Below are 26,999 nucleotides of genomic sequence, written 5' to 3'. Positions count from 1 at the left end.
GTATTAATCCAAAACGCTTCGGCATAAATAAATGTTAGCAATTGTAGGAGGAACCTATCGTGAAGTTTGTCAAGAGCCTCATTGGAATGAGTTATACGGCTCTGGGCTACGAGCTGTAGTAGCTCTTTCTAAACATATTCCAGAGCTTCAATTTACCACATGTGTAGGTCTTGAGGATGCGGCTGACTTGGAGTTGATATGCTCCATGTATAATGTACCCTTAACGGTTACTCCTATCGAGGAGACAGTCACGTTCGAATACTCCTATCCACTGTCTCTTTCTAGCTACTCATTCAATGAATTTGAACAAAGTCGCATTCAGCTACCAGAAGTTGTGGCCGATAACATCCTGCTCTTCGATCTTATCGAGGCATCTGCTATCGTACATGGCAAACGGGTGGTATATGACCCTCAATCAGGCGCGCCCCTTTCTTTCCGCAGCACTGGCTCTACTGCCGAGCAGCTGGCGCTGGTGCTCAACAGCCGCGAAGCCCGGCATCTATTTGGTCAGCCCGATGCCGAGGACTTGGAGGCAGTGGGTCGCAACCTGCTCCTCAGTGAAGGCGCAGATGTTGTAGTCATCAAGAATGGTGCGTATGGGGCCTTGGTTATTGAGTCCTCGGGCGTGTACCGGGTGCCGGTATTTGCCACCCGCACTGTTTTCTCCATCGGTTCCGGTGATATTTTCTCTGCTGTATTTGCCTGGCAGTGGCTGCACGAACAACGCCCAGCCGCCGAAGCAGCTCTGTTAGCATCCCGGCTCACGGCACAGTATTGCCAATTTAAGTACCTGCCCCTCCCCGCTGAGCCCGACGAAACATTTCCCGCTATACAACCTAGCGCTAAGCCCAAGAAAATTTACCTGGCAGCTCCATTCTTCAATCCTGCAGAACGCTGGATGGTCAATGAGTGCCGGACAAAGCTATTGGAGTTTGGCAATAATGTCTTCTCACCCTATCACGATATTGGCCTAGGCCCAGCTGATCAGGTAGTACCTCAGGATATAGCTGCTATCGAGTGGTGCGACACTGTGTTTGCCCTGTTGGAAGGCTTCGATCCAGGCACCGTGTTCGAAATTGGATACGCAAAAGCCCTCGGCAAAAAGGTGGTAGTGTATAGCATCAACTCCCGCCCCCACGACCTAACTATGTTCCTCGGCACACACTGTGAAATCACCAGTGACCTCACCACAGCCATCTATAAAGCGTCGTGGTAAAGAATATTTTTTGACTGCACAGGAATATCGCCCGTACTTGGACTTATTGTGTATTTTGTGACATAATTCTAAACCCAAATGGCGAAGCAACTCCTCTCCGCACGAGACCTTACCGACGAAGAAGTACTTAAGGAATTTGTGAAACGATTCCAATGCGACGGCGCTGTCCTGATTTATTTAGATGAAGGTACCGAAAGCTGGTTCGGCCGCTGGCGCAACACAACCGGCCGGCATTGGGTGCATGATTTTCTAACCCGCATGAAACGGGATATGCGCCAGGCACTGTCCAGTAACGAATCAGACGAAGGCACGACTGTAGCCTTTCTGAAATAGAATTATTTCTCACTCCAACATTATAAGAATACAATGAGTAACGGTGATCGTGGAAAATTACAAGGCACTAATAAATCAAGTAACAACAAGCCCAGCACTTCCAGCAGTGGGTCTGCTCCAGGTCAAGATACTGGTAGCAGCAGTAACGCTGTAGTTGGCGGCACGGCTTCTGGTAACGCTACTTCAGTAAATGATACGAAGTTACCTACCAATGGTGGCGGTGGCGGCGGTGGATTCAGCGGTGGTGGCGGTGCTACATCCGGCGGCGGCGCTATACCCGGCGAAGGTGGGGGTGGTGGAGTAGGCGGCGGTGGCGCAGGTGGGGGTAGTGGCATAGGTGGCGGTGGCGAAGGTGGCGACACCTTAGAGGAGCCCTGCGACCAAATCAGTTTCCGAACAACATTAGCCAATCCTAATACAGCAGCACTAAGTAGTGTTAGTCCTAGAGATATTTTGACTGTGAAGTCCAATGGCACACAGCCTATCGTCGAGAACGACCGCGGCCAAATCTGTGGTGTCATCTCCCGTAAACCTGCCCGTCTAGTCCAGTGCATAAAGCAAGGATACAGGTTCATCGCAGTTGTCATTTCTGTTGATGGTGGCGCGTGCGAAGTGCGCGTTCAGAGCGCTGCCTAGTTATTCAGCCTAGTTTCTATTCTAGCATTTTCTTGATATGAAATCAGCCCTATTGCTCTCGGGTGGCATGGATTCTATTGCCATTGCGTATTGGAAAAGGCCAGCAATTGCCGTCACACTTGATTATGGCCAGTTGCCAGCGCAAGCAGAGATTGATGCTTCCAAAGCTGTAGCGGCAGCTCTCGGCATCCAGCACGAAATTGTTCAGGTTAATTGCCGTGCACTTGGCAGCGGTGACCTAGCAGGCACTACCTCGCTTTCAAATGCTCCCACTGCTGAGTGGTGGCCATACCGAAACCAACTGCTGCTCACTTTAGCAGCCATGCACCTCAGCCGTTTGCAGGTAACTGAGCTTATGATTGGCACAGTGGCCACTGATCAATCCTCTCACAAGGATGGACATGAGCACTTCGTTAGTTTAATGAACCAGTTAGTATCGTTTCAGGAGGGTGGTCTACAGATTACGGCCCCAGCCATTTCTTTAACTACGGCTGAATTAGTAAGAATTTCGGGTATCACCCGCTCTCTGCTCTGCTACGCCCATTCCTGCCAGAAGTCAAATCTTGCCTGTGGAGAATGTGGAGGTTGTGAGAAATACCGCGCTACTATGCAGGAGCTGTATGAAGCAGAGGGGTTGGTTTACTAGTCATAGCATAGTCTTCACCCATTGCTACGACGCTAAGTCCAATAGTTAGCTGCTCACTGTGATCTATGGCTGCTTCGCCCCTAGCACTACTGACTGTATGTATAGATACCTATGCTATTGCAATAAATTTTAGTAAGAGTTTGCTAAACCAGTTGAATCTTCCGTATATACGTATGGTTTTGTAGTACCTTTGCACTCCGCATATTAGGACGCTTCAATAAGTACCTAATTACCAACATCATGTACGAACGCAACATCCACACTTACGTTGAGTTAGTAATAGAACATGCTAAAAAAAATGGCATTGAACTAACCCCGCTAAAGCTCCAGAAAGTCTTGTACTATCTGCAGGCATGGAGCCTTGCATTCTCAGGCGATGATCTTTTTGATGATGTTCCCCAGGCGTGGGTACGTGGACCGGTATATCCAGCAGTATATACCCGTTTTTGCCAACTCAAAGCAACACCAATTGTGCATGCAAATGCAACAGTCAATACTGCTGCATTATTGGCTTTCCCACAAACTGAGTTTACTATCAGTGCGTTGCGTGACCAGGAACAAGTACTAGAAGCAGTCCTTCACGAGTATGTGCCAAAAACGGCCGAATGGCTTGTACGCCAGACTCATTGCGAAAAGCCTTGGCTTGAGGCACGCGCTGGGTTAGATTCTGTTGAACCCAGTTCGAAAGAACTTTCTAAAGAGACCATGAAGACCTACTATTCAAGTAGTATTCATCAACACCAGCCGCTGAACCCTTTCGCTTCTCAAGACGTGTCTGCCTCCGATTTTGCCCTTGAATCACCCCTTGCCGAACTTCAACAGCAATGGGAAAATAAAGCTGAGTACTTCACTGGTATCTCCAAAGAAGAAGTAATGCAACGCGCTCAGCACTTGATGATGACAATGCAGTCATTAAAGCCTAGTATGTTCATTGTAAGCCTCACATATGACCATGACCTGTATGTGCGTGCAGAGATTGCTGGTGGGCGTAGCTTACACGCTAGTGTAACATTTGGTGAAGACTCAGACCCTGAGGATGATACTTTCCTTGCTATGTTTTTGAATGGAGAAGAGCAATGGAATGTGAGTTGTGCTTTTCATCAAACGAATGAAACAATCTACTACCAATTAGTCCCTACAGAACTAGTAGCATAGTATCAATGTCATCTCCTTCTTACCCAGGCTATATCTTGCCTGATACAGATTACCTAGATCTATCTGACGGCACCATAAAGACTTTTGAGAATGAGTGGTTACTGCGCTACGTAAATGAGCCAGTTCACCCGCATGTTGACGCTAGTGGAAAGCTCGCAGCTGACATCTTGACGAAGCCTCAAACAGATCACATCGCCAAACGGATGTCTGTAAGCTTGTTTGGATTGTTTCAAGGGTCAGACATCGCATGGCGGCCAATCAAAGGAATTAGCAACTCAGATGAAGTTCATAAAGAGTGGAAGCCAGGTGATGCTGGTCGAATGCCAACTGCATCTGAATATCAATACGAAGTAGGTGTAGGATACTGGCGTATTCCTATCAAGCATTTGAATGGCAAGGAGATTAAAATTGATGACATTACTTACTCCTGCTCAATAAAGCATCAGCCTACTGTCTGCAATTACTGGCATTTTGAACTTCATGTCTGTGATCCGAGCGGCAACCATTTGATAGGAAAGGACAACGATGAGGATAAGCAGTTTCAGAAGCTTAGAAAAAAAGTTGCTAAACTGATACTGCCGACACTTATAGAACAAGCCAAATCAGAGGTACCTCCTCCTGCTCCGGTTAACTATCCGGAAGATATGTACAAGCAGAGTATAGGTACTTCTGTAGAGGAGGAAAAAGAAGATATCAGTACAGCTATTCTGGAGACAAGTAGTGAACCTAAGGCACTTAAAGAAACATAGTAAAAAGGCTTTGCTGCAACAGCAAAGCCTTTTTACTTTTTAACTAGAGCCAATCCTGTTGTATCAGTGTTATGAAACTTTGATCAGCTATGAAGATCACTCGTCAACTTCGTAAGGACCTACTCAACCAAACAGGCTTCGCCCCCATCCAGGTTACGATCTGTTGGCAGGGCAACCGCCTGCGTATCAGCTCCGGCCAGCTGTGTCGGCCGGAGTTTTGGGATGAGGCCGAGTCGAAGGTGATGCCCAAAAAGGGCAGCCACTACAACCACATCAACCCGGTGCTCAACAGCATCTCCGAAACGGCCGAGCAAGCCCTGTTCACGGCCGAGCAACAGCGGCGCCGGCTGGACAAGGCCGAACTGGACGGCATCCTGAAGAACCTGCTGCAGCTACCACCTGAGGCAGCCCCTGCCACCCCAGTTACCTCAGGCAACGAGTCCCCGGCGGAAGACGAGAAGTCGTACTTCTTTCAGCTCATGGCCCAGTGGGTTGAGGCCCACGAGCGCAAGGTCAACCCGCTTACCTTCCGCAAGATTGCCAAGAGCACTATCGACGGACTGCACGCCACGATGGCCCGCTTCGAGGCCTATGCCCAGGACCGCGGCGTGGAGCTCACCCTGGAGGGCATGAACACGGCCTTCTACAACGACTTCCGCACCTACGTGCTCGACGAGCTGGGCCAGGAAGTCAATACCTTTGGCAAGCATATCAACCGGCTGCGCAGCTTTCTGGCCTGGTGCGAGGATGAGCAGGAGCTGGACGTGAACCGCAAGTACCGCAAGTTCACGGCGCCCTCGCAGTACGTGGGCGTCGACGCACTGACCGAGCAGGAGTTGCGGCGCATCTACAAGATTGACTTCCGCTCCCTGGCCGTGCAGGAGCGCCTGCTCGAGTTGCGCACCCAGAGCCACTCCAAGGGCATGGATCTGGAGCTTCCCTCCTTCCAGGCCTGGGCCGCGCACGTGGAGCTGGCCCGTGACAAGTTCCTGGAGTGCGCCTACACGGGCCTGCGTATCAGCGACGCCGAGCTTTTGGGATGGAAGCACGTCAAGGGCCAGATGATCCACATCAAGGCCGGCAAGAACCAGCACGAGTGCTACATTCCCTTCTACGATGATGACCTCTTCCACCTGGTAGAGCTGGCCCATAAGTATGAGGATCGGGCCCCCGATGGGCTGCTGCTGCCCACCTGTTACCGGGTCAATGAGTTTTTGAAAATCGTGCAGCAGCTGGCCGGCATCACCCGCCTCACACTCAGCAGCAAGCTGGGCCGCAAAACCTTCGTAACTTTGAAGCTGTACCAGGGCGTACCCACGCGCCTAGTGATGCAATCCACGGGCCACACCACCGAGCGCAGCTTCAACCATTACGTCGGCGTCGACACGCTCAAGCTCCTGCAGGAGTACGCCCGTCGCTCGCCGGGCATGCCGCGGTCAGTGGCATAAATGAGTGGCAGATTTTGAGGAATTGCCTTCCAACGGCTTCCAGTGCTTACCGTAGAAATTGCGTTTCCAGGCTGTAGAGGCCCATTGATTGGAAGCGAATGGAAACCAAAACCACATTTTAAGTCCTAGCGCGACCACCAAAAACGCCCTCAGGTTACTCTGAGGGCGTTTTGTTTTAACCCGTAGCTGATGACAGATAAATCCAGCCCAAGAATACATCTATAGACGTTGAATGAGAGCCTGTCCCTAACCGAGGACAGCTCGAACGCACCTATCAATAATAGATGTTGTCCGTAAGCCTGAAGCGCCAGATGTAGGGGCTGTGGGCGGCAGCTACAACCGGCCGAACTGATGCCTCCTGCTATTCACAAGAATTACGTTTGGGCTTCGAACCTATTCTTGGCTTCCACGGCATTCTATCTTCTGCCGACTATCTATATTTTCCTCAAACCGCTAGCAGCTATTACCATAGCACAAGGGAAGGATTATGGCAGCTTTTGGGCAATAGCCATCATGTTTGCGGTTATTCTTGCCGCTTTCATTTGGGTTGGCTTAAGTATGCGCTCCGGAAAAACTTGGGCGAAAGTGCTTTTCTCCATCTATTTTGCCTGGTCACTTTACTTGTTTGCGCGGGAGCTACCCATTCTGCCTCAACGAGGCTCCTGGGATATTGGCCGCAACTTGCTGGCCCTTTGCTTTCAACTCTCTATTGCCTTCTTTCTATTCAGAAACAAGCTCCGAAAGCCAGAGTCCCCAGATGCTGGGGGCAGTTATGACCCACCTAACTGATGCATCCAGCTGCTCGCAAGGATTACGTTTGGGCTTCGAATTTATTCCTGGCTTCCACAGTATTTTACCTCCTACCAACTCTCTACACAATCTCCAAATTGCTAGGAGCCTTTACGGCAGAGAGAAGCATAGACTATGGCATCTTCTGCGTAATGGTCCTCATATCTGCTCTTTTTATCGCCGCTTTCATTTGGCTCTGCTTGGGTATTCGCTCCGGGAAAACGTGGGCTAAAATCCTTTACTCCATCTACTTTGCCTGGGTACTCTTTGTGTTTATGCGCGAGCTACCACTTATTCTCCAGCAAAACCTTTGGAGTATAGCCCGGCGCCTATTCGCCCTTAGCACTCTGTTCGCCACTGCCTTCCTCCTATTCAAAGACATCCTACTCCGCAAGCCCGAATCCCCAGATGCTGGGGTTGCGCGGGGGCGGTTATGACAGACCGAACTGATAATTAAAAGCTATGGGTGTAACTATCCGCAAAAACGACGTCAAAGCGTCCAATCTTCTCTTGGTGAGCCTGGTGCTCGGCACTGTAGGGCAAGCAGTACAATTTACCCCTGCTTTTTCCTCGCGCTTCTTTGGCACACTTGTCTTTATGATATTCAACCTGCTGCCCGGCCTAGCATTCGCCTGGCTTATTCGACAGGGGTATCATTGGGCCAAGATATTCTTCCTTTTCCTGGTAATAGTTGGTGTGTTCTTTTACTTACCCAAGCTACTCGAGCAGAAGGATCCTTTCACTATCCTCGTCATCGGGGCTTGCGCTGTCCCACAAGTCTGGATGGTTTTCATTCTCCTCAGAGACCTACTTCGCAAGCCAGAGTCTCCTGATGCCGGGGCTGCGCGGGGCGGTAGAAACTGAATAAGCTTATGAAGCCACTGCTTCTCTTGACGGCTTGGCTAATACCGGCAAGGGGCTGGGCTCAAGCGCCCCGGCCACCTGGGAAAGTGCCCGTACTGCAGCCGATTACTACTGGAATAGCACTACGCCCAGTGGGTCCACAAGGCTATCAGCTTGCTTCTGCCGGCGTGCTGTATCGTCAGCTGCAAGATACCCTTGCCAGCTACCCAGCTATCCTTCTTCAACCCGGGGATGCAGTAATTATCCGGCAGGAGTATCCGCGCTGGATCAAGGTAGTCCGGGGTACGAGGGACTGCCTGAATTTCTCCGCCGATACAGCCACTTACTACATGCCAGCAGCGGGAGCCCTTGGCGCGAGGATGTTCGGCTTTATGTAGAAACTACTACTTACCGGCTACCAAGCGTCCGTGGAGATGCTGATAGTTCCGGCGGGCAGCTGTCAGCTATTTCACCGGAATGTAGGCCTTGGTACAGTTCTACTAAACTGTTGGTTTCTTAAGTTCGTAGCTTCAGCTTCAGTTAGCTACTTCGGTTTATGGCCCCTACTCCTTTCGTGCCCGATAATGAATCTGAGCGGTTACGCAGCCTGCGGGCTTACGATGTGCTGCCCACACTTATCGAGCCGATCTTCGATGAATTCGTAGCCCTCACGGCCCAAGTTTTCAGCCTGCCCATCTCCCTTATTGCCGTAGTAGAAGAAGCTGAGGTGTTCTACCCCGCCAACCACGGCATGCCCGGCAACGACCGGCAGCGGCGGGCCGAGGCTCTGTGCTCCACGGCCATCGAAAAGGCCCGCGCCGTAGTTTACCACGACCTGCTACTCGAAACCGCGGCGACCATCCCGGCCGAGGCGGCCCTGGCGGCCCAGCAAAACGAGCTGCGCTTCTACGCCGGCGCCCTGTTGCGCCTGCCCGATCAGTCGCCGCTGGGTACGCTGTGCATTATTGACCGGCAGCCGCGCACGTTCAGCGCCACCGAGCAGCAAGTGCTCGACCAGCTGGCCGCCCTGGTCAGCCAGGCCATTGCCGTCCGCCACGCCTGCCTGTATCAGTCGGCCGACGGGCTGGAGCAGTGGGAACAGCTACGAACTCAGCTCCAGGAAGAGCTGCGCGAGCTGACGGCGTTGGTGCGCTACCTCTTCACCCGGCACGGCGTTCAGATTCCGGTGCCCGCCGAACTACTGGCCCAGGTGGAGCGCCGCCTGCACGACTTTCGGGCCTTGCTCGATGAGCACCAATGCTCCTAGCGGCGGCCAGCCGTTTACCAGTGCGTATTCGTTCCACGAAAAGGGGGCAGAAACTGCGGTTTCTGCCCCCTTTAACACCCTATTAGCTCCAACCGAATACGACCACCTTAGCGCAGCAAGGGCGCCACACGCGTACCCAGCAGCTCAATGGCCCGCAGCAGCTGGGCGTGGGGCAAGGTGGCCACGTCCATCTGAAACGTGACGCGGGTGATACCGCCCAGGGCCTCACTGTGCCGCCGGATTTTGGCCGCCACGTCTTCCGGGCTGCCCACCAGTAACGCGCCGGTGGGGCCAGCCTGGGCGTCGAACTGCGGACGGGTAACGGCTGGGCCGCCCCGCTCCCGGGCCCGGGCGCTGAAGGTGCGGGCGTAGCCGGGGTAAAAACTTTCCAGGGCTTCCTGAGTCGTTTCGGCCACGTAGCCCAGGGAATGCAACCCCACGGGCAGCTGCTCGGGGGTGAAGCCCGCCCGGCGCCCAGCCTCCCGGTACAAGTCAATTAAAGGGCGGAAACGGTGGGTTTCGCCCCCAATAATGGCTACCATCAGCGGCAAGCCCAACGCTCCGGCCCGGGCAAAGGACTGGGGCGTACCGCCCACGCCGAGCCAGATGGGCAAGCGGCTCTGCATGGGCCGCGGGTAAATACCTTGCCCGGTCAGCGCGGGCCGAAACTTACCCGCCCAGTGCAGCTGCTCCTTCTCGCGGATGGCTAGCAGCAGCTCCAGCTTTTCGGTGAACAAGGCGTCGTAGTCGTCGAGGTCGAAGCCAAATAGGGGAAAGGCCTCGATGGAGGAGCCGCGGCCTACCACCATTTCGGCCCGGCCCTGCGAAATCAAATCCAGGGTGGCAAACTGCTGAAACACGCGGACGGGGTCGGCAGCGCTGAGCACGGTTACGGCGCTGGTCAGGCGAATTCGGCGGGTGCGGGCCGCCGCTGCGGCCAGAATCACGGCCGGGGCCGAGTCCAGATACTCAGCGCGGTGGTGCTCCCCGATGCCGAATACATCCAGCCCGACCTGGTCGGCCAACTCAATCCGGTCGAGCAGCTGGCCCATGGCCTGGGCCCCACTCAGCCGCGTGCCGGTGCCGTCATCAAGCAGCAACGCGGCAAAACTGTCTATTCCTACTTCCATCGGTTTTCCTGAGTAAATCGGAGTTGCCCCGCATTTGTTTGCCCCGCGCCAGGGTCGTTGCGGTGTCCATCCCTACTGCGGACCGGGGCGGCCATAAGCCAGCAGCGCCGTTGACTCACGGCTAGCGGGTCGGGAAATTAAGCTAAACGGTAGGACTTATCATTTTCGCATCATGTTGCCGAGCTAGGTTTGATTCATACCCTTCCAACCTAACCTCGTGTTGCCATGAAAAAGATAATTTTCGCCCTGGCCGCCCTGCTTTGCACCTTTGCGGCCCAGGCCCAGGCCCAGGCCCAGAAGCCAGTATCAAACGCGGAGCGCGCCACGCCGGCCAACGGCTACGGGCAGCAGCCTGCGGAGCTGAAGCGCCAGGATCAGGATGAGCGCAACGCGGAGAAAGTAGCCGCGCCGGCAAACCACGGCCAGACCGTGCAGGCCGTAGCCCAGAGCACCCCGCTAACGGGCAGCGCCAAAGGAGCCGCCGTGAGTGCCGTGGCCAGCGGCGGCCGCTCGGCCCAGCGCGCTCGGCCCACCCGGACGGCCCGGGGCACCCGCAGCCACGACTCGCACCAAGCGGGCGGCTCGTCGGCGCCGCACGGCCACGCCGGTGGCAACGGCCACCGCACGGAACGCTAATCCCGGGCTCTCACTGCTTGGTCGTCGGCCACATTTCTGACTAAATCAGGGTGTGGCCGGCACTGTTTCTTAGCTCAGGCGTGTTTGCCTGCTTGAAATGCCGTTAGTTGCTGCGGCCCGCTTATTTTTGCCTTCTTCATGACTATTCTGATTCGTTTGCTTTGCGCAATGCTGCTGCTGACGGCCACCCTACCCAGCCAGGCCGGGCAGGGCGACAAGCCCCGGGGCGGCGCGGCCACACCGCCGGTGAAGGTAGTGCCCCAGACTCAGCGCCAAAGCAAGCCGCAGCGCGTGGAGGGCAGCAGCTGGTTTGCCCGCGCCACCAGTCGTTCCACCGACCACTCGGCCCGCAGCAGCCAGCCCGAACGTACGGCGCGCAGTGCTCGTAGTAGTCGAGGAGCCGAAGGCGGCCGCAGTGCTCGTAGCAACAGCAGTGGCGGCAGCCGGGGAGCTGCTGCCGGTGCGGGCCGGAGCCACGGCCGCGGGCACTAAGCACTACTGATTGAGCGTATATGGCTTTTTTACTTGGTCGACCCCGCTTGCTGGGGCTGTTGGTTTTCACGGCGCTGCTGAGCTTGGCCGGAACCGCAGCCGGCCAGCGTGCGGGCACCGGTACTCCCAAACCCGGTACTACTAAGAAGGCCCCGCCGAAAAAAAAGGTATTGCCCGCGCCGCCGGTCAAAGCGCCAGTTGTCAAAGCTCCGATAACAGCACCGGTGCAAGCACCCGTCAGGCCCGTAGTAGCTCCGCCACCGGCTCCTGCGCCGTTTCCGGATGAGCCCCGGGGCAGCTTCCGGGCCGAGCTGAGCCTGGGCAGCAACTCCTCCTTCTTCGGCCGCACCCAGACCACGCGCTACCCTTACACGGCCGGGGAGCTGAGCTATACCAGCCGCTACGGCGTCTGGGGCTCGGTGGTGAGCTACAACCTGTTCGACACGTCCAGCTTTATCGACGAAACCGATTTGGCCGTGGGCTGGGACGGCGACCTATCTAAAACGGTGGATGCCTCGCTGAGCTACTCCCACTTTTTCTTTGCCCCGAACAGCCCGCTGATCAAATCCAGCGTCAACAATTCCGTCGATGGGTACCTGGGCTGGGACTGGGGCTACGTGTATTCGCGCCTGAATGCGGCCTACCTGTTTGGGGACAGCAACGACTTTTTCCTGACCCTGGACAACTCCCGCTACTTCGAAGTCGACAAGGTGTTTACGCCCAAGGCCTACCTGGCCATTGAGCCCCGCCTGAGTGCCACGGCCGGCACCCAGCACTTCGTCGAAACCAGCATCGAGCAGCAGATTCTGCGCGGCAATAGTAACGGCAAGGGCAAGGGAAAAGGCGGCGGGGGTGGCACCACGACCGTGACGACGACAACCGACACGCCCGTGACGCGCTTTCGGATGCTGAGCTACGAGCTGCGCCTGCCCCTGACTTACCACCTGGGCGCGGTGGCCGTGCAGGCAGCCTGGCGCTACGCAATTCCGGTTAACTTGCTGCCCGACGACGTGAGCCACGCCCGCTCCTACTTCACGACCAGCGTTGCTCTGACCCTGTAACCTTGCCGCCTTTCAACCTGCCATGACCGTTCTTATCGTGGAAGATGAGCGCACCCTGGCCCGCGAGCTGGGCATCTTCCTGCACCAGCAAAACTTTACCTGCACCGTGGCCCGCACGGCCCGCGAGGCCCGAACCCAGCTGGCCGACACGCCCTTCGACTTCGTGCTGCTGGACCTGGGCCTGCCCGACGGCGACGGCCTGGAGGTGCTGGCCGAGGCCAAGCAGAACGACTTGACGGCCGCCGTCATCATTCTCACGGCCCGCAGCGCGGTAGAAGACCGGATTGGCGGCCTGGAGCTAGGCGCCGACGACTACCTGGCCAAGCCCTTTTCTTTGCCCGAGCTGCTGGCCCGCATGCACGCCATTACCCGCCGCCGCTTTGGGCTGCACAAGCCGCTGGTCAGCTGCGGGGCCTTCGAGTTGGACTTGCAGGCCCGCCGCTTGCTGCACCAGGGCCAGGAAGTGAGCTTGTCGGTCAAGGAATTCGACGTGCTCAGCTACCTCGTGCTGCACAAAAACCGGGTCATGACCCGCCTGCAGCTCACTGAGCACATCTGGGGTAACCTGCCCGAAGCCGGCTTCGACTCCAACTACATCGACGCCCACATCAAAAACCTGCGTAAGAAGCTCGGCCTGCTGGCCGACGTGGAGTGGCTCGAAACCGTGCGCGGCGTGGGCTACCGGGCCCGGCTGTGAGGGTAAACGCTTACTGGTCTTCTTCGGCTGTCATCCTGAGCAAAGCGAAGGACCTGCCTCGCCTACCCCACTGCCGCTCTTGCCAACGTCCGAAAGCCCTTTCCTGCGCATAAAGTTGAAAGGGTTGGTACATTGACTTGTCTTTGCTACCAAGGCGAGGAAGGTCCTCCGCCTGTGCCTTAGAAGGACAATTAAAACACTACTAGTCTACTTCCCGCTTGAAGCTCAGCACCAAATTCACCCTCTTCAATGGCCTTTCGAGGGTCGTTATTCTGCTGCTGCTGGTGGGCGTGCTGCCACCGGTAATGAGCCGCCTGGCCCTGGTTTCGACCGACAGCCGGCTGGCCCAGAAGAAGGAAAAGGTGCTGCGCCTGATTCGCCGCAACGGCATTTCGACTTTTATCGAGGGCGACCAGTCGTCGTACGGCAGCTACAACCTGCTCAAGGAGGAGTTTATTTCGCTGGAGGAAATTCCGCCCGGCCCCCGCATCGACGTCATTGAGGACTCGAAGCGGGCCGTGGAAGACGAAATCGTGGAGTACCGGGTGCTGAGCTATTCCTTTGCCCAGGGCCCCAAGTACTACCTGCTCGAAATCGGGCGCAGCACGGGCAGCATCGACGAGACGGAGCGCAACTTCCGCACCTACGCCTTTTACATTCTGCTGGTGGCCGTGGCCCTGACGACGCTGGCCGACCTGGCCTTTTTCCGCTACCTGCTCGAGCCCTTTTACACCATCATCCGGCAGCGGCTCAAGAATGCCCACCACCCGGCAGCCTTCAACTTCACGCCCATCCCGACCAGCACCGACGACTTCCGCTACCTCGACGAGAGCCTGCGCGAGATGATGACCACCATTCAGGCCTCGTTTTCCAAGGAGCGCAAATTTATTGCCGACGCCTCCCACGAGCTGCTCACCCCGCTGGCCGCCCTGCAGTACCGCTTCGACAACATGCTTTCGGACGAAAGCCTCTCGGACGAAAACCTGCTGCGGGTGGTGGAGTCGCAGCGCACGGTGCACCGGTTGCGCACCATCATCAAGTCGCTGCTGATGATTTCCAAAATCGAAAACGACCAGTTTCCGCGCACCGAAACCGTGTCGTTGGCCCAGCTCGTGGCCGAGGTCAGCGAAGAGGTGCAGGACCGCCTTTCCGTCCTCAACCTGACGTTGACCCAGGAAGTAGCGCCCAATTTTGTGGTGCAGGCCGCCAACCGCGGCCTGCTCTTTACACTGCTCTTCAACCTGGTCAGCAACGCCATCAAGTACAACCGCGAGGGTGGGCAGATCATGCTGCTGGGCCGGGCGGCACCGGACGGCTACGTGCTGGAAGTGCGCGACACCGGCCAGGGCATCCGCAAGGAACAGCTGCCGCGCCTGTTTCACCGCTTCGACAAAGGCAGCACCACCGACCCCGACAGCTACGGCCTGGGCCTTTCCATTGCCCGCACCATTGCCGACCTGCACGGCATCCGGATTGAGGTCAACTCCATCGAGGGCCTGGGCACTTCTTTTCTACTTTCTTTTCCGGGGCACTAAAAGCCGGCCGGCCGCTTCTCAGGCCTAAAAAAAGGGGCTACCAGCTTGGCTGGCCGTCCGGGCGGAGCGTCGTTTATCATATTCGCATCATGTTGGGGTAGTAGCGTTGTGGACTAACCTGCAGTACTGCAGTGCTGCCCGACCTTCACCTAACGCCTGCGCTATGCGTGCCCTGTCCTCTATTTCTACCCCTGCTGCCCACGTTCTCGACAGCGTTGCCTCCTGGTGGAGCCACGCGCTGATTTTGCTCGGCCTGCTGCTCATGTCGCGCGCGAGCCGCGCCCAAGGCCCTGACGCCGACCAACTAGCCTTCTCCGAATCGGCCGGTGGTGCCCCGACGACCCTTAGCGCGGCCTTCGCCTACGACGGCGGCAGCCGCTGCGCCGGCACGGTGGGCCAGCTGGTGCCCGCCTGGGCCAACGGTGCGCAGGCCGGCACGTTTTCAGCCAGCCCGGTGGGCCTGAGCCTCAACCCTACCACCGGCGTCGTGGACCTAGCCCGCAGCCAGGCCGGCGCCTACACTATTACTAATCAATTGGCGGCCGGCGGAGCCGCGGGAGTAGCGGCCAGCACGTTTCTGGTGCTGCACACCCTGCCCAGCCCGGTGCTGACGGCCAGCGGACCTACCACTTTCGGGGCCGGCGGCGCCGTCCGGCTCACGGCCAGCGGCGGCACCGAAGGAGCCACGTACCAGTTTTTCAACAACGGCCAGCTGATTCGCGAGGCGACGAGCAACACCTACACTGCCACCAAGAGCGGGTCGTACACGGTGCTGGTTATCAACCCCGGCAGCTGCGTGGCGGCCTCCGCGGCCGTGCCCGTGACGGTGGCGCCGGCCAAAACCGCCCCGGAGCTCAGCATTGCCCCCAACCCTACCCCGGCCCATTTTACCATCTTCACGGGCGCGGCGGCCCCGGCAGCCCGGATTTCGGTGCGCAACGGCCGCGGCGAGGAAGTACAGACCGGGCTGGTGCCGGCCGGCGTGCCCTCCTACGATGTTGACTTAAGCTCCCTGGCGGCTGGCACCTATATGCTGCAGGTAACCACGGCCACGGGCCGTGTTATGCGGCGCGTGGTGCGAGAATAATCCGGGGCTTCCTTGCTGCCTAGTAAGCTCGACTGCAGAAGGGATTTTCGGGCCGTGCCGGGCGGCGAAGAATAGTGCGCAGTTTCAAACCGTAATGCTTCTTTTTCCGGATGGTGTTTACGTATATTGGAGTTCCGCTTTCGACCGACTCCTGGATGGAAATCCTCTACGATACGCCTTCCCTGTCCATCACCTACGACGACCTTAACCAGTGGCTGTACGTGGAGTGGAAAGGGCAGCACAACGAGGTATCGGCCGTGACGGGTGGCGACCTGGTGCTGCGTTTGCTGCAGCAGCACCCCTGCGCGAAGATGCTCAACGATAACAGCCAGGTCACTTCCGACTGGGATAAGGGCGCGGCCTGGGTAGGCGGCCACTACTACGAGCAACTGGCGAATCGGGGCGTACGGTACGTAGCCTGGGTGTATCCGCCCCACTGGCAGGCCCGCAAGTCCATGGACAAGGCCATGCAGTTTGTAACCCGGCCCATGGTTGTGACTTTCGACGACGTGGCCACGGCTTATGAGTGGCTGCGCACTACCCCCTAATATTCTTCCCTTTTTTGCCAACAGAAAGGGCCGACGCTGTTGTAGTGTCGGCCCTTTCTGTTGGCAAAGAATACGTTTACCGGGAAGATGTTTGTTTGGGCATAGCTCAGAAATGGAGGGCAAAAAACGGAGGCCCTTACGCGGCCTGTTCGCGGGCATCCGCCGGCGTCCGCAGGTGCAGGGCCTGCAGGTTGGTTTGGTTGTCTTGTACTAAGGATAAGGCCACGCCGCCGTGCTGCCCGAAGAAGACTTCGATTTGGTGCAGCAACTGCGACGGATCATCCGAATCGAGCTCGGCCACGATTTGCGTCATTGAGGAAACATTCTCGCAGGTGGTCAGCATGTAGCCGGGCTCGTGCAGCCAGGAGTACACGAACAGCGTGGCCCCATCCTGAGCCGTGTAGATATGCTGGTACCGCACATCCGTCGGGGGAATGTAGGCGCCTTCGCCGCTACGGCTGGAATGGAACAGGGAATAGCTCGGGACCAATGGCACAAAGCCGAGGTTGTGCAGATATGTGTCTTTCATGGCAGTCGTCTTTTAAAGGCTCTACTCGTGGAGGCGGGTAGTTAGAACGCTTCCAAGATTGCCGACTTCTGACCGGATAGAAAGGAAAATTTAAGAGCAGTTGTGACATCCAGCTAACGGATTATTGCCGCACTTTCCCGAGTTAACAATGCCTTAACAGCTTTCTAAATGCAATTCTCTAGAACAACTACTACCAAATTGTGACATGATTTTAGACCGAATTCGTTTTCTCAGTCCGGTGATTTTCAGTGGGTCGGTGGACTTTGCGGGCGTAGTTCGGCTCGGGTAGCCGCCGAAAGCTTAGCCCGGAGGAATATATAATTTTTTACATATGAAGGCCTCCCGGGCTTCTATCCCCCTGCCTATGGCCCCACCTGCCGTGGTGCCTAAAGGGCTTCAAAGAAGTACATTCGGACCTGGCCAGGCACTTCTGCTGGTGACCTGGGGCCGGGCCCATATTACTGCGCTAGGGGTGGTAGGCCTAAACGAAAAGCTCACGCCCCGGGCGGCCGAGGGTACTACTCTTAATTAAAGTTGGCACCTTGGGCCTGATTTGGAGCTAGGGCCTGGACTGTTCCCTACGGCCGGGAAACCGCCGCACCTAGCCCAGCCGTACCCCGGGGCCGCGCCACCCTTGGCCCGGACCAGCCCGTATAGCGCCACCACATTCACTGCTTTTCCCATGCCCAAGCTTTTCCTCTCGTCCCTGGCCCTGCTCACCACTTTGCTTACCATGAGCCTGCCCGGCACGGCCCAGAGTCAGCCGCCGGGCAAGACGAAGTCGGATGCCAACAAAGTCAAAACCAGGCAGGGCGGCGCGGTAAGCAAAGCCAAGGTGGCCCCGGAGGGCAAAACCAAGGTCAAGGCTAAGAGCCCGGCAGGCAGTAAGCTCAAGGCAAAAGCGAAGCCCGCAGCCGCCAACAAGATAGCGCCCGGCGTGCTGGTGGGCGGCAACCTGATGATGCCCGACCAGGATATCGTCGAAAACGCGGTGAATTCAACCGAGCACACCACGCTGGTATCGGCCCTGCGGGCCGGGGGGCTGGTCGAAACGCTCAAGGGTCCGGGCCCGCTGACCGTGTTTGCGCCCACCAATGCCGCGTTTGACAAGCTGCCCGCCGGCACGGTAAACACGTTGGTAATGCCCGAAAACAAGCAGCGCCTGGCCACCATGCTGGCCTACCACGTGGTATCGGGCCGTTTGCTGGCCAATGACCTCAAAGACGGGCAGCAGCTGACTACGCTCGAAGGCGAAACCCTAACGGTGGTACGCAAGGGCACCGCCGTGCTGCTGCGCGACGTGCGGGGCGGCACCGCCACCGTCACCATTGCCGACGTATTGTCGCGCAACGGCGTGACCCACGTAATCGACACGGTGCTGCTGCCCAACAAGTAGCCCGGATAGCGTCCCCAGCTGGCTGCCAGTCAGGCAGTTAATTATACTTTTCCAATAGCAATAAGCATTCTTTTGCCCTGCGAAGGCTCGTGGAATACTCTGCGGGCCTTTTTGCTGCCGCAGCTCAGCTGCGCGCCGCAGAATACGCTGGGGCTACCAAATGATTTTCGGATATTTGCTGTCTTCCGTTGTCTTCCCCATTCTGTTTTTGTTCTTTTTCTTTCTTCGCATGAAACACCTCTTCGCATGGGCTGTGGCCGCTGCAATGAGTTTGAGCACGGCCGTGACGGCGCAGGTAATGCCCCCGGCTCCGCCTTCCAACTTGCAGGGGCAGCAGCTAAAAGACTGGCTGCGCACCAACTGGTACGACGGTAAACGCATCGACCTGGGCTACGACCAGGCCCGTGGCAAAATGTACAACTACGTGGACGTGTTCGACGGCCGCCTGGTGTGCGTGTACTCGGGCTACTCGGTACCCAAAACCATCGACTCGACGGCCACCAGCACCGGGGGCGTGGGCTTGATCAACTGTGAGCACACCATTCCGCAGTCGTGGTTTAACGAGGTGAGCCGGATGAAATCCGACATTCACCACCTCTACCCCACCTACACCCAGTGGAACTCGAACCGCAGCAACGACATGTTTGCGGATGTGCCCGACAACCAGACCCAGATCTGGATGCGCAACACGACCAGCCAGAGCACGATTCCAACCTCGAACATCGACGAGTGGAGCGAGGATGGCGGCTCGCTGTTTGAGCCCCGCGAAGACCACAAGGGCAACTTGGCCCGCTCGGCGTTCTACTTCTACACCATGCACCAGGGCCAGACCTTTGACCCGGGCAAGGACGTAATTACCGGCCTAGCCGACCTGCAGACCCTCTACCGCTGGCACCTGGCCGACCCAGTGGACGCCCACGAGCGGGAACGGAACCGCCGCGTGGCCAAAAGCCAAGGCAACTTCAACCCCTTTATTGCCTATCCCGAGCTGGTAGCCCGCGCCTACGGCCTGATTGCCCAGCCCACCTTCGCCTTCACCACGGCCACCGGCTCGATTGAGGAAGGCAACAGTGGCACCAAAACCTACACCGCCACCATCAGCGTGGACCCGGCACCCACCTCGACGCTGACCGTGCAGGTTAGCGCCGATGCGGCCAGCTCCTCGGCCCTGAGCCCGGAAGACTACACCTTCACGACCCAGACGCTGACCTTTGCGGCCGGCGAAACCTCCAAGACGGTAACCGTAACGGTGAACGGCGACACCAAGCCCGAAGCCGATGAAGTAGTGCAGCTCAAGTTGACCAACGCCAGCACCGGTAGCACTACCGGCAGCGTATCGACCCACTCGCTGGTGATTACCAACGACGACGGGGAGCCCACCACGGTGAAGTTTGCGTCCGCTGCAGGCTCCCTCACTGAGGGCAACGCCGGCACCCAGACCTACACCGTGAACGTGACTCTGACCGGCACCGTGAGTGCCACGGCCGTGACGGTACCGGTGAACGTGGTGGCCGGCTCGACCAGCGCCAACGCTACCGACTACACGCTGAACACGACTTCGCTGACCTTCGCGGCCGGCCAGACCAACCAGACCCTGCCCGTGACCATCACGGTGAACGGCGACGTGACGCCCGAAGCCAATGAGACGGTGTATCTGAGCCTGGGCACGCCTTCGGGGACGGCCGTTATTGGCAACCCCGGCGCCCACTCCTTCACCATCATCAACGACGACCAGCTGCCGGCCGGCGCCCCCTGCACCAAGCTGTTCTTCTCGGAGTACGTGGAAGCCAGCACTGGCAACACCAAGGTGCTGGAAATCTACAACCCTTCGCAGTTCACCGTGGAGCTGACCGGCATGCGGGTTGACCTGTTTGCCAACGGCGCTACCACGCCCACCACGCAGGCTTTGTCGGGCAGCATTGCCCCCGGCGGCGTCTACGTTATTGCCAACGCCGGCTCGGTGCCGGCCGTGCTGGCCAAGGCCAACATTACGTCGGCCGTGACGTTCTTTAACGGCGACGACGCAGTAGCCCTGTTCGATGGCACTGATACGCTCGACGTAATCGGCGTAATCGGGCAGCGGCCGGCCGCTACCGGCTGGGTTATCCCCGGCGGCGGCACCACCACCGACAACACGCTGGTGCGCAAAGCCACGGTGACCCAGGGCGAAGCCCGCTGGTCACGCGGGGCGGCCACCTGGGAAGCCAAAGGTGCCGACGTGTACACCAACATTGGCGCCCACACCTCCTCCTGCATAATTCTGGGCACCAAAGCGGCCTTGGTAACCAACAAGCTGGAAGTATACCCCACGCCGACCACGCACCTGCTCCACGTGCGCCTGCCCGAAGGCTCGACCCGCGCGGCAGCCACCATCAGCCTGCTCAACGCCCTGGGCCAGCAGGTCCTGACCCGGCAGCAGACGCTGGGCGGCGCCACCGAGGCTACGCTGGACGTGCGCACCCTGCCCGCCGGCCTTTACACCGTACGGGTCGCCTTGGATGGCACTACCTACACCAGCCGGGTGGTAGTACAGCCCTAAGCGGCTCTGTGACTGGCTTATTAAAAAGCCCTGGCTTCCGCGGAAGCCAGGGCTTTTTTCTTGGTCTGCCACACCAGTGCGGCCGGGTAAGCCAGCTTGGCTAAAATTTGTGACCAGCCGGCGTCGAAATGGCCTGATTAGCACGGATATCTCGCGCCGCCGCTGTATTTTTGCAGGTAAAACTATTGGCAGGTGGTCCAGCAGATAGATGAATCTATTGTCTTGGCGGGCCGCCCGCCGCTTTAGCTAGGATTCTTTGCCCTATGCCCATTCTTACGCCCAGCGAAACGCTCTACTTCTCAAATGCAGCCCTGAACCTGAGCTATGACTCAGCCGGGTACCTGCGCCTGCGCTGGACCAGCGCCGGTGGGACGGAGGATGAGTTACGCAAGGCCTACCTGCAGGTGCGGCAGGCTATGCAGCACTTCCGGACGGGCAAAACGATGAGCATCCACCACCAGCGCCCCCTGATTCCGGTGGCCGTGCAGCAGTGGCTCAGCACCGACTGGATTCCGGGCTGTGTGCGGGAAGTAGGCTACAGCCACTGCGCCATTGTGGAAAGCCACAACCCCATGGCCCGACTGGCCTCGCAGGCCGTGAGCCTGGGTGCTCCCTCGGCCCTGGCGTTCCGCCACTTCCCCACCGAGGCCGCCGCCGACGCCTGGCTGCGCCTGCCAGTCTAAAACCTTCGGTCGCACCAGCCTAGGCCCGCAGGCTCTCGTACTCGGGGTGGCGCTCCACGTAGGCCTGCATAAAGGCGCAGCTGGTTTTGATGCGTAGTTGCTGGGCCTGGGCGTACTGCAGGCCCGCTACGGCCAGGGCTTCGCCCACGCCCTGCCCGCGCAGATTCTCATCGACGAAGGTGTGGGTAAAGTCAATGACGGTATTGCTGGGAAGGCTGTAGGCCAGTTCCGACTCGTAGCCGTGCACGGTGGCGTAAAAGGCCTGGTCTTCTTCGTTGTGGGTGATGGTTGGTTTCATAAAGGAAAAGCGTACGTAAACAAGCTGCATACGCAGCCGGCAGCCGCGGGGAGGTAGTAGGCCGGTTTTGCGGATGCGCTGCCCCGCCGACCAGCGCATGCGTAGTGCTGGTGGGACCGGCCGCCGGCTCCCGGCGTGATTTTGCCCGCGACTGTAGCCAAATCCGGTTCGGCTGCGTACAGCAGGGAAGCGCACCACGTTGGTGCCCCCACCCTAACTACTCTTCTTTCCGCCATGCAAAATCATCCTAACGACGGCAGCAACGATAATCCGGACGAATTCAGCGAGTTTCGCAAGGACGATAACCGGATGCCCGAAAACCACCGTGAAGGTGCTGCCCGGGCCGGTAATTCCGCCGAAAACGGGGCTGACGTGCCTAATTCTCCCAAGCCTAATACGTTTGCCAGCAACACGCCCAACTACGGCGAATTTGGCGGCGTAACGAATAATAACACCACCGCCGGTACCAATGACGTGTACTCCCACTCGGCCGGCAACAACCCCGGCGGCGTGGCGGCCCCCAACGTAACCGAGCCCGACCAGCGTGGGGCAGCCCCGCAAAACCGGGCTACCGGCACGGTGCTCAACAACCTGGATTCGGACGATGAGGTACGCCGGGAAGCCAACAAGGAGGACGACCCACGCTACGGCAGTGGCACCCGTAACTGGGCCACCAACGAGCCCGCCAACCGCAGTACCGGCCCGGAAGACCCCAACGACACTGCCCTGAGCTAAGCCCCTTATTCCTGACGTATGGCTACCAACAACAAGAAATCCGCGGCTTCCAACGAGCCCCAAGCAGACGGCGGCAAGATGAGCCCCGAGCAGCAGAAGCACCACGACGAGCTGTATAGCTACAAGCGCGACGAGGAAGGCACCCTAGACACTTCGGCCCAGCTGGAGCAGGAAACCCTGGGTATTCCGGATGACACGACCGTACCCGGTGCCACCGGCGACCTGGCCGCTACCGGCGACAAACGGGACGACATCATCATCGAGTCAAACAATAACTTCGACAACGACAACAACCGCTAACCCAGTCCCGGCTGCCCTTTACCAGGTGCTACCGCTGACGTTGGATTTCGGCAAAAAGCCGTTTAGCCGCTGGGTTAAACGGCTTTTTTTATGAGTTGCCGGTACTATAGCTAGCCTGTCTTGCCTGTGCTTTAGCCCGCGGCACGGCCTTGCCTCCGTCCTTAGGCAACAGCTTACCGCCGGGGCAGTATACAGTAAGATCGTACCCGCTAACCGTCCTTTCGTATGCCCGCTCCCCTGCTTGTGCTGACCGATTTTACGCCCGCCGCCGACGCGGCCCTGCGCTACGCGGCGGCCTTAGCCGCCGTGCTGCACGTGCCGCTGGTATTGCTGCACGTCAACCGCAACTCGGTTTTTGACCCGGAAACATTCACCGGTAAGATCCCCCACCGCAGTGAGGGCGAAATTGCCGTGGCCCTGAATGAGCGGGTGCAAAATATGCCCGTGCCCGTAATACCCGCTCTGACGGCCGGCCGCTCTACCCGGGCCATCCGGGAAGTTGTGGAGCAGCACCGGCCCGCCCTGCTGATTCTGGGCCGGCCCAGCGTGGCCGAGCTGCCCGATGAGCTGGTCAGCACCACGTCCCTGGATTTGCTGGCCGAGCTGCAGTACCCGTTGCTTATTGTACCCGCCGGCACTGCCCCGCAGGTGCCGCAGCGCATAGCCCTGGCCGCTGATGGCAACCCGTTTCAGCTGGCCGCTCCGGCCCGGGCGGTACCAGAGGTGCTGGGCACGCTGCGGGCGGCCGTGACCGTGGTGCACGTGGCCGAACCCGAAGACGACGATTCCTGCCGCCCCTCCCTGGTCAGCGTGCAGCAAGCCGGCCTGCTCACCGACGGCCAGAACCCGGTGTCGACCCACGGAACCCGCCACCTGGACGTACCCCGGGGTATTGAGCAGGCCATGCAAGCCACCCGCGCCGAGCTGCTGGTGCTTATTGCCCGCCGCCACAACGTGCTGGGCCGGCTGTTTCACCGTAGCGTCACCGCCCAGATGATCCGGCAGGCCCAGTTGCCCGTGCTGGTGCTGCCTACCACGGGGTAATGTGCTAATGCGTGGGAATGGGCTACCTGTGGAAGAGTGTGAGAAATGTAAGGACTCGTGTCCTTGCGAGCTTGCGAAGCCATCCGGCCTCTGCTAATGCCTAGCAGCCTTTTACCAGAAAGCCCCTTGCTACATGTGTAGCAAAGGGCTTTTTCAGTTAAGAACGCTCCGCACGTTTCAGAGGATGGATGGCCACGGCCCTCGGCCTCGCCCTGACAGGAAAGCAAGGGCTTCTGGATAAAAACGGGTTGTACGGCGGTACGAACAGGTGGCCGCGGCGCTATTTCGCACGCAGAATGCTGGCCACACCAAGTAAGAGCGGGTTACCAGCGCCAGCCGAGCGTGGTGCCGCCGTAGAAGTTGCGGCCGGGGGCGGGCTGGTAGTAGCGGCCCCCGAAGGCGTTCAGGTCGTTGCCGAGGCTATAGCGCCGGTTCGTAGCGTTTTCTACGCCCGCAAACACGTCGGCTTCCAGGTGCGCGAATAGCATTTGGCGCCAGCCGGCCCGGGCCGCGAAGGTCCAGTAGCCGGGCGCATACACGGTATTGGCATCATTGAGCGGCAGGCGGGCCTGGTGGCTCAGGGTCGGGTTCAGGTAGAAGCCCAGCGGAATAGTGGCATCGAGGCCGGCGCTGAGCGTGTGCGGGGCGGTGCCGGTGAGGCGGTTGCCGCTGAAGTTGTCGGCGTTCTGTTGGTAGTCCTGAAAGCGGAAATGGTTGTATGCGTAGCTGGTCCAGGCGCGCAGGCCGGGAGTAGCCCCGCCGACGCCGACCGGAGCCAAAGTCGGGGCTGAGGGCCGCCAAAGCCAGCCGCTCAGGGCTACCTCTACGCCCCGCTGCCGGGTGGTGCCGGAGTTGGCAAACAGCTGGGCACCCAGCTCATTGGTACGGGTCACGATGGTCTGGCGCAGGCCAAAGTCGAAGGCGGCCACATCAAACTGCAGCCACTCGCGCAGGGCTTTGCCGCGCAGGCCCACTTCGTAGCTCGTGCCCCGCTCGGCCTGCAAACCGGTGTTCAGGCTGCCGTCGGAAGGCCGGATTTCCTCCTCAGTGGGCGGCGAGAAACCGCTGCTCACGCTGGCGTAGGCCGAAATCAGGGGGGTAATTTCCTTGAGCAACGCCACCCGCGGCGACACTTCGGGTCGGAAGCGGCGCTCCACCTCGTAGCCCGCCGGGTTGATGGTGCCGCCCGCCACCCGGGTAATGTCGTAGGTCAGGCGGTTGTAGCTGGCGCCTACCGTGGCCAGCAGGCCGGCGGGTAGCTCCAGCTCGGCCTGGGCAAAACCGAAGCCGGTGCTGGTGCGAATGTCGTCGTCGTAGCGCAGGGCGCCGGTGCTGCCGCGGCGGTTTTCGTAGTTGCGGGCATTTTCCTGGCTGCTTTGCCACTCCCCGCCCCCGCTTAGGCGCAGCAACCGGCCGCCTACCACCGCTCGGTACGTGAATACCGTACGCCCGCCCCAGCCCACGGCCGTGTTGCGCTCATAATCCACCAGATAGGGCGTGCGGATGACGGTGCCGGTAGCGTAGAGTGTGGTTTTGTTGGTGAAAGCCGGGTTGAAGCGGTACTCGTGCGAGAAACCCACCAGCGCCGTGCGCGAGGCGTAAGCCGCCTGCTGCTCCACCGTGCCGGGGCTGGTTACCACCCCAGCACTGTTCACGGTGCGGGGCCGGGCCTGGCGCGGGTCCTGGTCGAATTGAGCCCGGGTCAGGCCGCCGGGCAGCTGGTACGAGAGGTCAGTGTAAAGCACGTGAGCGGCCAGGGTTTGCTTGTCGGAGGCGCGCACTTCTCCGTCGAGGGTCAGCACGTCGCGTAGGGCGGCGCTGTTTTGGCGGTAGCCGTCCAAACTTTGGTGCACGTACTGGGCCCGCAGGGCGCTGCTGGCCGTAGCGGTTTCGGCCAGGGCCGAGTAGCGCCGCAGCCCGAAGCTGCCCGCCGTGAAGCCCACCTGGGCCCGGGCCTCGCCGGGCAGGGCCTGCCGGTTGCTGAGCAGAATGGCCCCGCCCGTGCCGGCCCCGTACACGCTGGCCGCCGGCCCTTTGATGACTTCAATACGCCCGATGGTAGCGGGGTCGAGCAGGTTGAAGGGCGTGCTGCCGCTGGCTTCGGTGAAGGGAATGTCGTGGTAGTACACCTTCACGTTGCGGACCCCAAACGGGGAGCGGAGCGTGCTGCCCCGCACGCTGATGCGGTAGCTGGCCGTGGCCCGCTCCTCCAGCCGCACCCCCGGCAGGGTATTGACGGCCGCCGCCAACGAGGCCTGATTGAACCGCTCGATGCCCGCGGCATCCAGCACGCTCACCCCGCCCGCCGTGCGCCGCAGGGGCAAGTTGGTGCCGTAGCCCACTACCGTGGCCTCGGGCAGCCTTACGACGCGGGTAGTGTCGGCAGAGTCGGGAGTTTGGGCCAGCGTTGCCAGTGGCAGCAACCCAAGCGGATAAAGCAGTAATAATCGAGCGGCCATACGAACAAGACGGGTCAGTGCTTGTGCAAACGGCTAAGCCCGCGGGGATGTTTGGAGCACAAATGCCCGGGGCTGCTTACCTTGGTTTCGCGCCGGCTGGCGTTAGATTATTCTAGCCGCTGCTGCCTCCTATGTACGTTATCCGCCGCCACCGTCGCCACTTGCTGTTTCCGCCGGGTTTGCTGGCGCTGGCGTTTCTGCTGCTGCTGGGGTGTCAGGTGCTACGGCCCTGGTATGGAGTACTAGGCCCCCACTACGTTCTTTCGCTAACCTTACCAGCTCGGCCGGTATCTGACGTCATTTATCCTTATCCGGATATTGCTCTTTTTAAGCAGGTTAGGATTGGAGAATCCGAGCATTCTTCTCAGGAACAGCTGGAGCTCTTTTCCCAGCTTCCCTACTTCCGCCATTGGCAAGACTTTACCTTCACTGGTGAGCAAGTAGCCAGGGGGGCAACAGCGGAAAAGGCCCGACTTGCCTTTCAGGCTATGCGCACAGATACAACTCGGGCAAAAGGCATACGCATACGATTTACCGAACAAGCCTCTTACACTAGTTTGGTCCAGATTCTGGATTGGGCACAGTCCGCTACTGGTGATAATTACTTGCTCGACATCTATCAGGGCCCAGTCACGTTGTATGCTTTTACGAATGCCTACAGGCCCCCGGCTATAGATGTTGATCGGCTTTTTCCTGATGGAAACGCTATAATAGGCTGTTCACTCTGTAACGATTTTTACCCCTACAG

26 protein-coding genes are annotated in these 26,999 nt (G+C 58.8%); 22 read left to right on the top strand and 4 right to left on the bottom strand.

The annotated features are described in order from the left end of the window. Nucleotides 1-31 precede the first annotated feature (31 nt). From CLV45_RS04160 to CLV45_RS04110, 9 genes are all read left to right on the top strand, one after another. Nucleotides 32-1,216: a PfkB family carbohydrate kinase gene (locus tag CLV45_RS04160; protein WP_100335131.1), complete on the top strand. Its 1,185-nt coding sequence runs from the start codon at nucleotides 32-34 to the stop codon at nucleotides 1,214-1,216. 78 nt (nucleotides 1,217-1,294) lie between these two features. Further along, the gene (locus CLV45_RS04155) at nucleotides 1,295-1,549 is read left to right on the top strand and encodes a hypothetical protein (RefSeq protein ID WP_100335130.1); all 255 of its coding nucleotides are present in this window, start codon (nucleotides 1,295-1,297) and stop codon (nucleotides 1,547-1,549) included. Nucleotides 1,550-2,222: 673 nt separating this feature from the next. Next, nucleotides 2,223-2,831, top strand: coding sequence for a 7-cyano-7-deazaguanine synthase (locus tag CLV45_RS04145; protein WP_100335128.1), 609 nt, complete (start codon nucleotides 2,223-2,225; stop codon nucleotides 2,829-2,831). 240 nt (nucleotides 2,832-3,071) lie between these two features. Then, nucleotides 3,072-3,986 carry a Panacea domain-containing protein gene (locus CLV45_RS04140; protein WP_100335127.1) on the top strand — a complete coding sequence of 305 codons (915 nt, stop codon included), beginning with the start codon at nucleotides 3,072-3,074 and terminating at the stop codon, nucleotides 3,984-3,986. 35 nt (nucleotides 3,987-4,021) lie between these two features. Beyond that, nucleotides 4,022-4,735 carry a hypothetical protein gene (locus CLV45_RS24785; protein ID WP_157807279.1) on the top strand — a complete coding sequence of 238 codons (714 nt, stop codon included), beginning with the start codon at nucleotides 4,022-4,024 and terminating at the stop codon, nucleotides 4,733-4,735. An 89-nt stretch (nucleotides 4,736-4,824) separates the two neighbouring features. Continuing rightward, nucleotides 4,825-6,183 (top strand): tyrosine-type recombinase/integrase, encoded by a 1,359-nt coding sequence (locus tag CLV45_RS04135; RefSeq protein ID WP_100335126.1) that lies wholly within the window; start codon nucleotides 4,825-4,827, stop codon nucleotides 6,181-6,183. A gap of 351 nt (nucleotides 6,184-6,534) precedes the next feature. Continuing rightward, a complete protein-coding gene (locus CLV45_RS04130) occupies nucleotides 6,535-6,972 on the top strand; it encodes a hypothetical protein (protein WP_100335125.1) in 438 nt (145 codons plus the stop codon). Between the two features lie 462 nt (nucleotides 6,973-7,434). After that, complete coding sequence (locus tag CLV45_RS04120) at nucleotides 7,435-7,836, top strand: hypothetical protein (RefSeq protein ID WP_100335123.1); 402 nt, start codon at nucleotides 7,435-7,437, stop codon at nucleotides 7,834-7,836. A gap of 535 nt (nucleotides 7,837-8,371) precedes the next feature. Then, complete coding sequence (locus CLV45_RS04110) at nucleotides 8,372-9,082, top strand: GAF domain-containing protein (protein WP_100335121.1); 711 nt, start codon at nucleotides 8,372-8,374, stop codon at nucleotides 9,080-9,082. A 107-nt stretch (nucleotides 9,083-9,189) separates the two neighbouring features. Here CLV45_RS04110 and CLV45_RS04105 read toward each other — a convergent pair whose 3' ends face one another. Beyond that, nucleotides 9,190-10,212 (bottom strand): Atu2307/SP_0267 family LLM class monooxygenase, encoded by a 1,023-nt coding sequence (locus CLV45_RS04105; RefSeq protein ID WP_100335120.1) that lies wholly within the window; start codon nucleotides 10,210-10,212, stop codon nucleotides 9,190-9,192. Nucleotides 10,213-10,437: 225 nt separating this feature from the next. Between CLV45_RS04105 and CLV45_RS04100 the strand changes: the two genes are divergently transcribed. From CLV45_RS04100 to CLV45_RS04070, 7 genes are all read left to right on the top strand, one after another. Then, nucleotides 10,438-10,848 carry a hypothetical protein gene (locus CLV45_RS04100; protein ID WP_100335119.1) on the top strand — a complete coding sequence of 137 codons (411 nt, stop codon included), beginning with the start codon at nucleotides 10,438-10,440 and terminating at the stop codon, nucleotides 10,846-10,848. 138 nt (nucleotides 10,849-10,986) lie between these two features. Continuing rightward, a complete protein-coding gene (locus tag CLV45_RS04095; RefSeq protein WP_157807278.1) occupies nucleotides 10,987-11,340 on the top strand; it encodes a hypothetical protein in 354 nt (117 codons plus the stop codon). Between the two features lie 224 nt (nucleotides 11,341-11,564). Further along, nucleotides 11,565-12,401, top strand: a complete 837-nt coding sequence (locus CLV45_RS04090) for a hypothetical protein (protein ID WP_157807277.1) — start codon at nucleotides 11,565-11,567, stop codon at nucleotides 12,399-12,401. Nucleotides 12,402-12,423: 22 nt separating this feature from the next. After that, complete coding sequence (locus tag CLV45_RS04085; RefSeq protein WP_100335116.1) at nucleotides 12,424-13,098, top strand: response regulator transcription factor; 675 nt, start codon at nucleotides 12,424-12,426, stop codon at nucleotides 13,096-13,098. Nucleotides 13,099-13,316: 218 nt separating this feature from the next. Then, nucleotides 13,317-14,633, top strand: a complete 1,317-nt coding sequence (locus CLV45_RS04080) for a sensor histidine kinase (protein WP_100335115.1) — start codon at nucleotides 13,317-13,319, stop codon at nucleotides 14,631-14,633. Between the two features lie 163 nt (nucleotides 14,634-14,796). Continuing rightward, nucleotides 14,797-15,720, top strand: a complete 924-nt coding sequence (locus CLV45_RS04075; protein ID WP_100335114.1) for a T9SS type A sorting domain-containing protein — start codon at nucleotides 14,797-14,799, stop codon at nucleotides 15,718-15,720. A gap of 110 nt (nucleotides 15,721-15,830) precedes the next feature. Further along, nucleotides 15,831-16,268: an STAS/SEC14 domain-containing protein gene (locus CLV45_RS04070; protein WP_100335113.1), complete on the top strand. Its 438-nt coding sequence runs from the start codon at nucleotides 15,831-15,833 to the stop codon at nucleotides 16,266-16,268. A gap of 136 nt (nucleotides 16,269-16,404) precedes the next feature. Here CLV45_RS04070 and CLV45_RS04065 read toward each other — a convergent pair whose 3' ends face one another. Further along, on the bottom strand, nucleotides 16,405-16,797 hold the full coding sequence (locus tag CLV45_RS04065) for a hypothetical protein (protein ID WP_100335112.1): 393 nt from the start codon (nucleotides 16,795-16,797) through the stop codon (nucleotides 16,405-16,407). A gap of 682 nt (nucleotides 16,798-17,479) precedes the next feature. Between CLV45_RS04065 and CLV45_RS04060 the strand changes: the two genes are divergently transcribed. The 3 genes from CLV45_RS04060 (at nucleotide 17,480) to CLV45_RS04050 (ending at nucleotide 21,415) form a co-directional block, all read left to right on the top strand. Continuing rightward, nucleotides 17,480-18,193, top strand: a complete 714-nt coding sequence (locus CLV45_RS04060) for a fasciclin domain-containing protein (protein ID WP_100335111.1) — start codon at nucleotides 17,480-17,482, stop codon at nucleotides 18,191-18,193. A gap of 229 nt (nucleotides 18,194-18,422) precedes the next feature. Then, nucleotides 18,423-20,732: an endonuclease gene (locus tag CLV45_RS04055; RefSeq protein WP_170061805.1), complete on the top strand. Its 2,310-nt coding sequence runs from the start codon at nucleotides 18,423-18,425 to the stop codon at nucleotides 20,730-20,732. Between the two features lie 263 nt (nucleotides 20,733-20,995). Further along, complete coding sequence (locus CLV45_RS04050) at nucleotides 20,996-21,415, top strand: hypothetical protein (protein ID WP_100335109.1); 420 nt, start codon at nucleotides 20,996-20,998, stop codon at nucleotides 21,413-21,415. Between the two features lie 19 nt (nucleotides 21,416-21,434). Here the strand turns inward: CLV45_RS04050 and CLV45_RS04045 are convergent, their stop codons facing one another. Continuing rightward, entirely contained in the window at nucleotides 21,435-21,713 is a 279-nt protein-coding gene (locus tag CLV45_RS04045; protein ID WP_157807276.1) for a GNAT family N-acetyltransferase, read from the bottom strand. A 234-nt stretch (nucleotides 21,714-21,947) separates the two neighbouring features. On the opposite strand from CLV45_RS04045, the gene CLV45_RS04040 reads away from it, so the two are divergent. From CLV45_RS04040 to CLV45_RS04030, 3 genes are all read left to right on the top strand, one after another. Next, a complete protein-coding gene (locus tag CLV45_RS04040) occupies nucleotides 21,948-22,448 on the top strand; it encodes a hypothetical protein (protein WP_100335107.1) in 501 nt (166 codons plus the stop codon). Nucleotides 22,449-22,466: 18 nt separating this feature from the next. Continuing rightward, the gene (locus CLV45_RS04035) at nucleotides 22,467-22,748 is read left to right on the top strand and encodes a hypothetical protein (protein WP_100335106.1); all 282 of its coding nucleotides are present in this window, start codon (nucleotides 22,467-22,469) and stop codon (nucleotides 22,746-22,748) included. Nucleotides 22,749-22,973: 225 nt separating this feature from the next. Further along, nucleotides 22,974-23,792: a universal stress protein gene (locus CLV45_RS04030; RefSeq protein ID WP_100335105.1), complete on the top strand. Its 819-nt coding sequence runs from the start codon at nucleotides 22,974-22,976 to the stop codon at nucleotides 23,790-23,792. A gap of 323 nt (nucleotides 23,793-24,115) precedes the next feature. Here CLV45_RS04030 and CLV45_RS04025 read toward each other — a convergent pair whose 3' ends face one another. Then, nucleotides 24,116-26,215, bottom strand: coding sequence for a TonB-dependent receptor family protein (locus CLV45_RS04025; RefSeq protein WP_170061804.1), 2,100 nt, complete (start codon nucleotides 26,213-26,215; stop codon nucleotides 24,116-24,118). Nucleotides 26,216-26,999: the final 784 nt, after the last annotated feature.

The sequence above is a fragment of the Hymenobacter chitinivorans DSM 11115 genome (assembly GCF_002797555.1).
GTDB classification, from domain to species: Bacteria; Bacteroidota; Bacteroidia; order Cytophagales; family Hymenobacteraceae; genus Hymenobacter; species Hymenobacter chitinivorans.
This window is presented reverse-complemented; position numbering and strand designations above follow the sequence as displayed.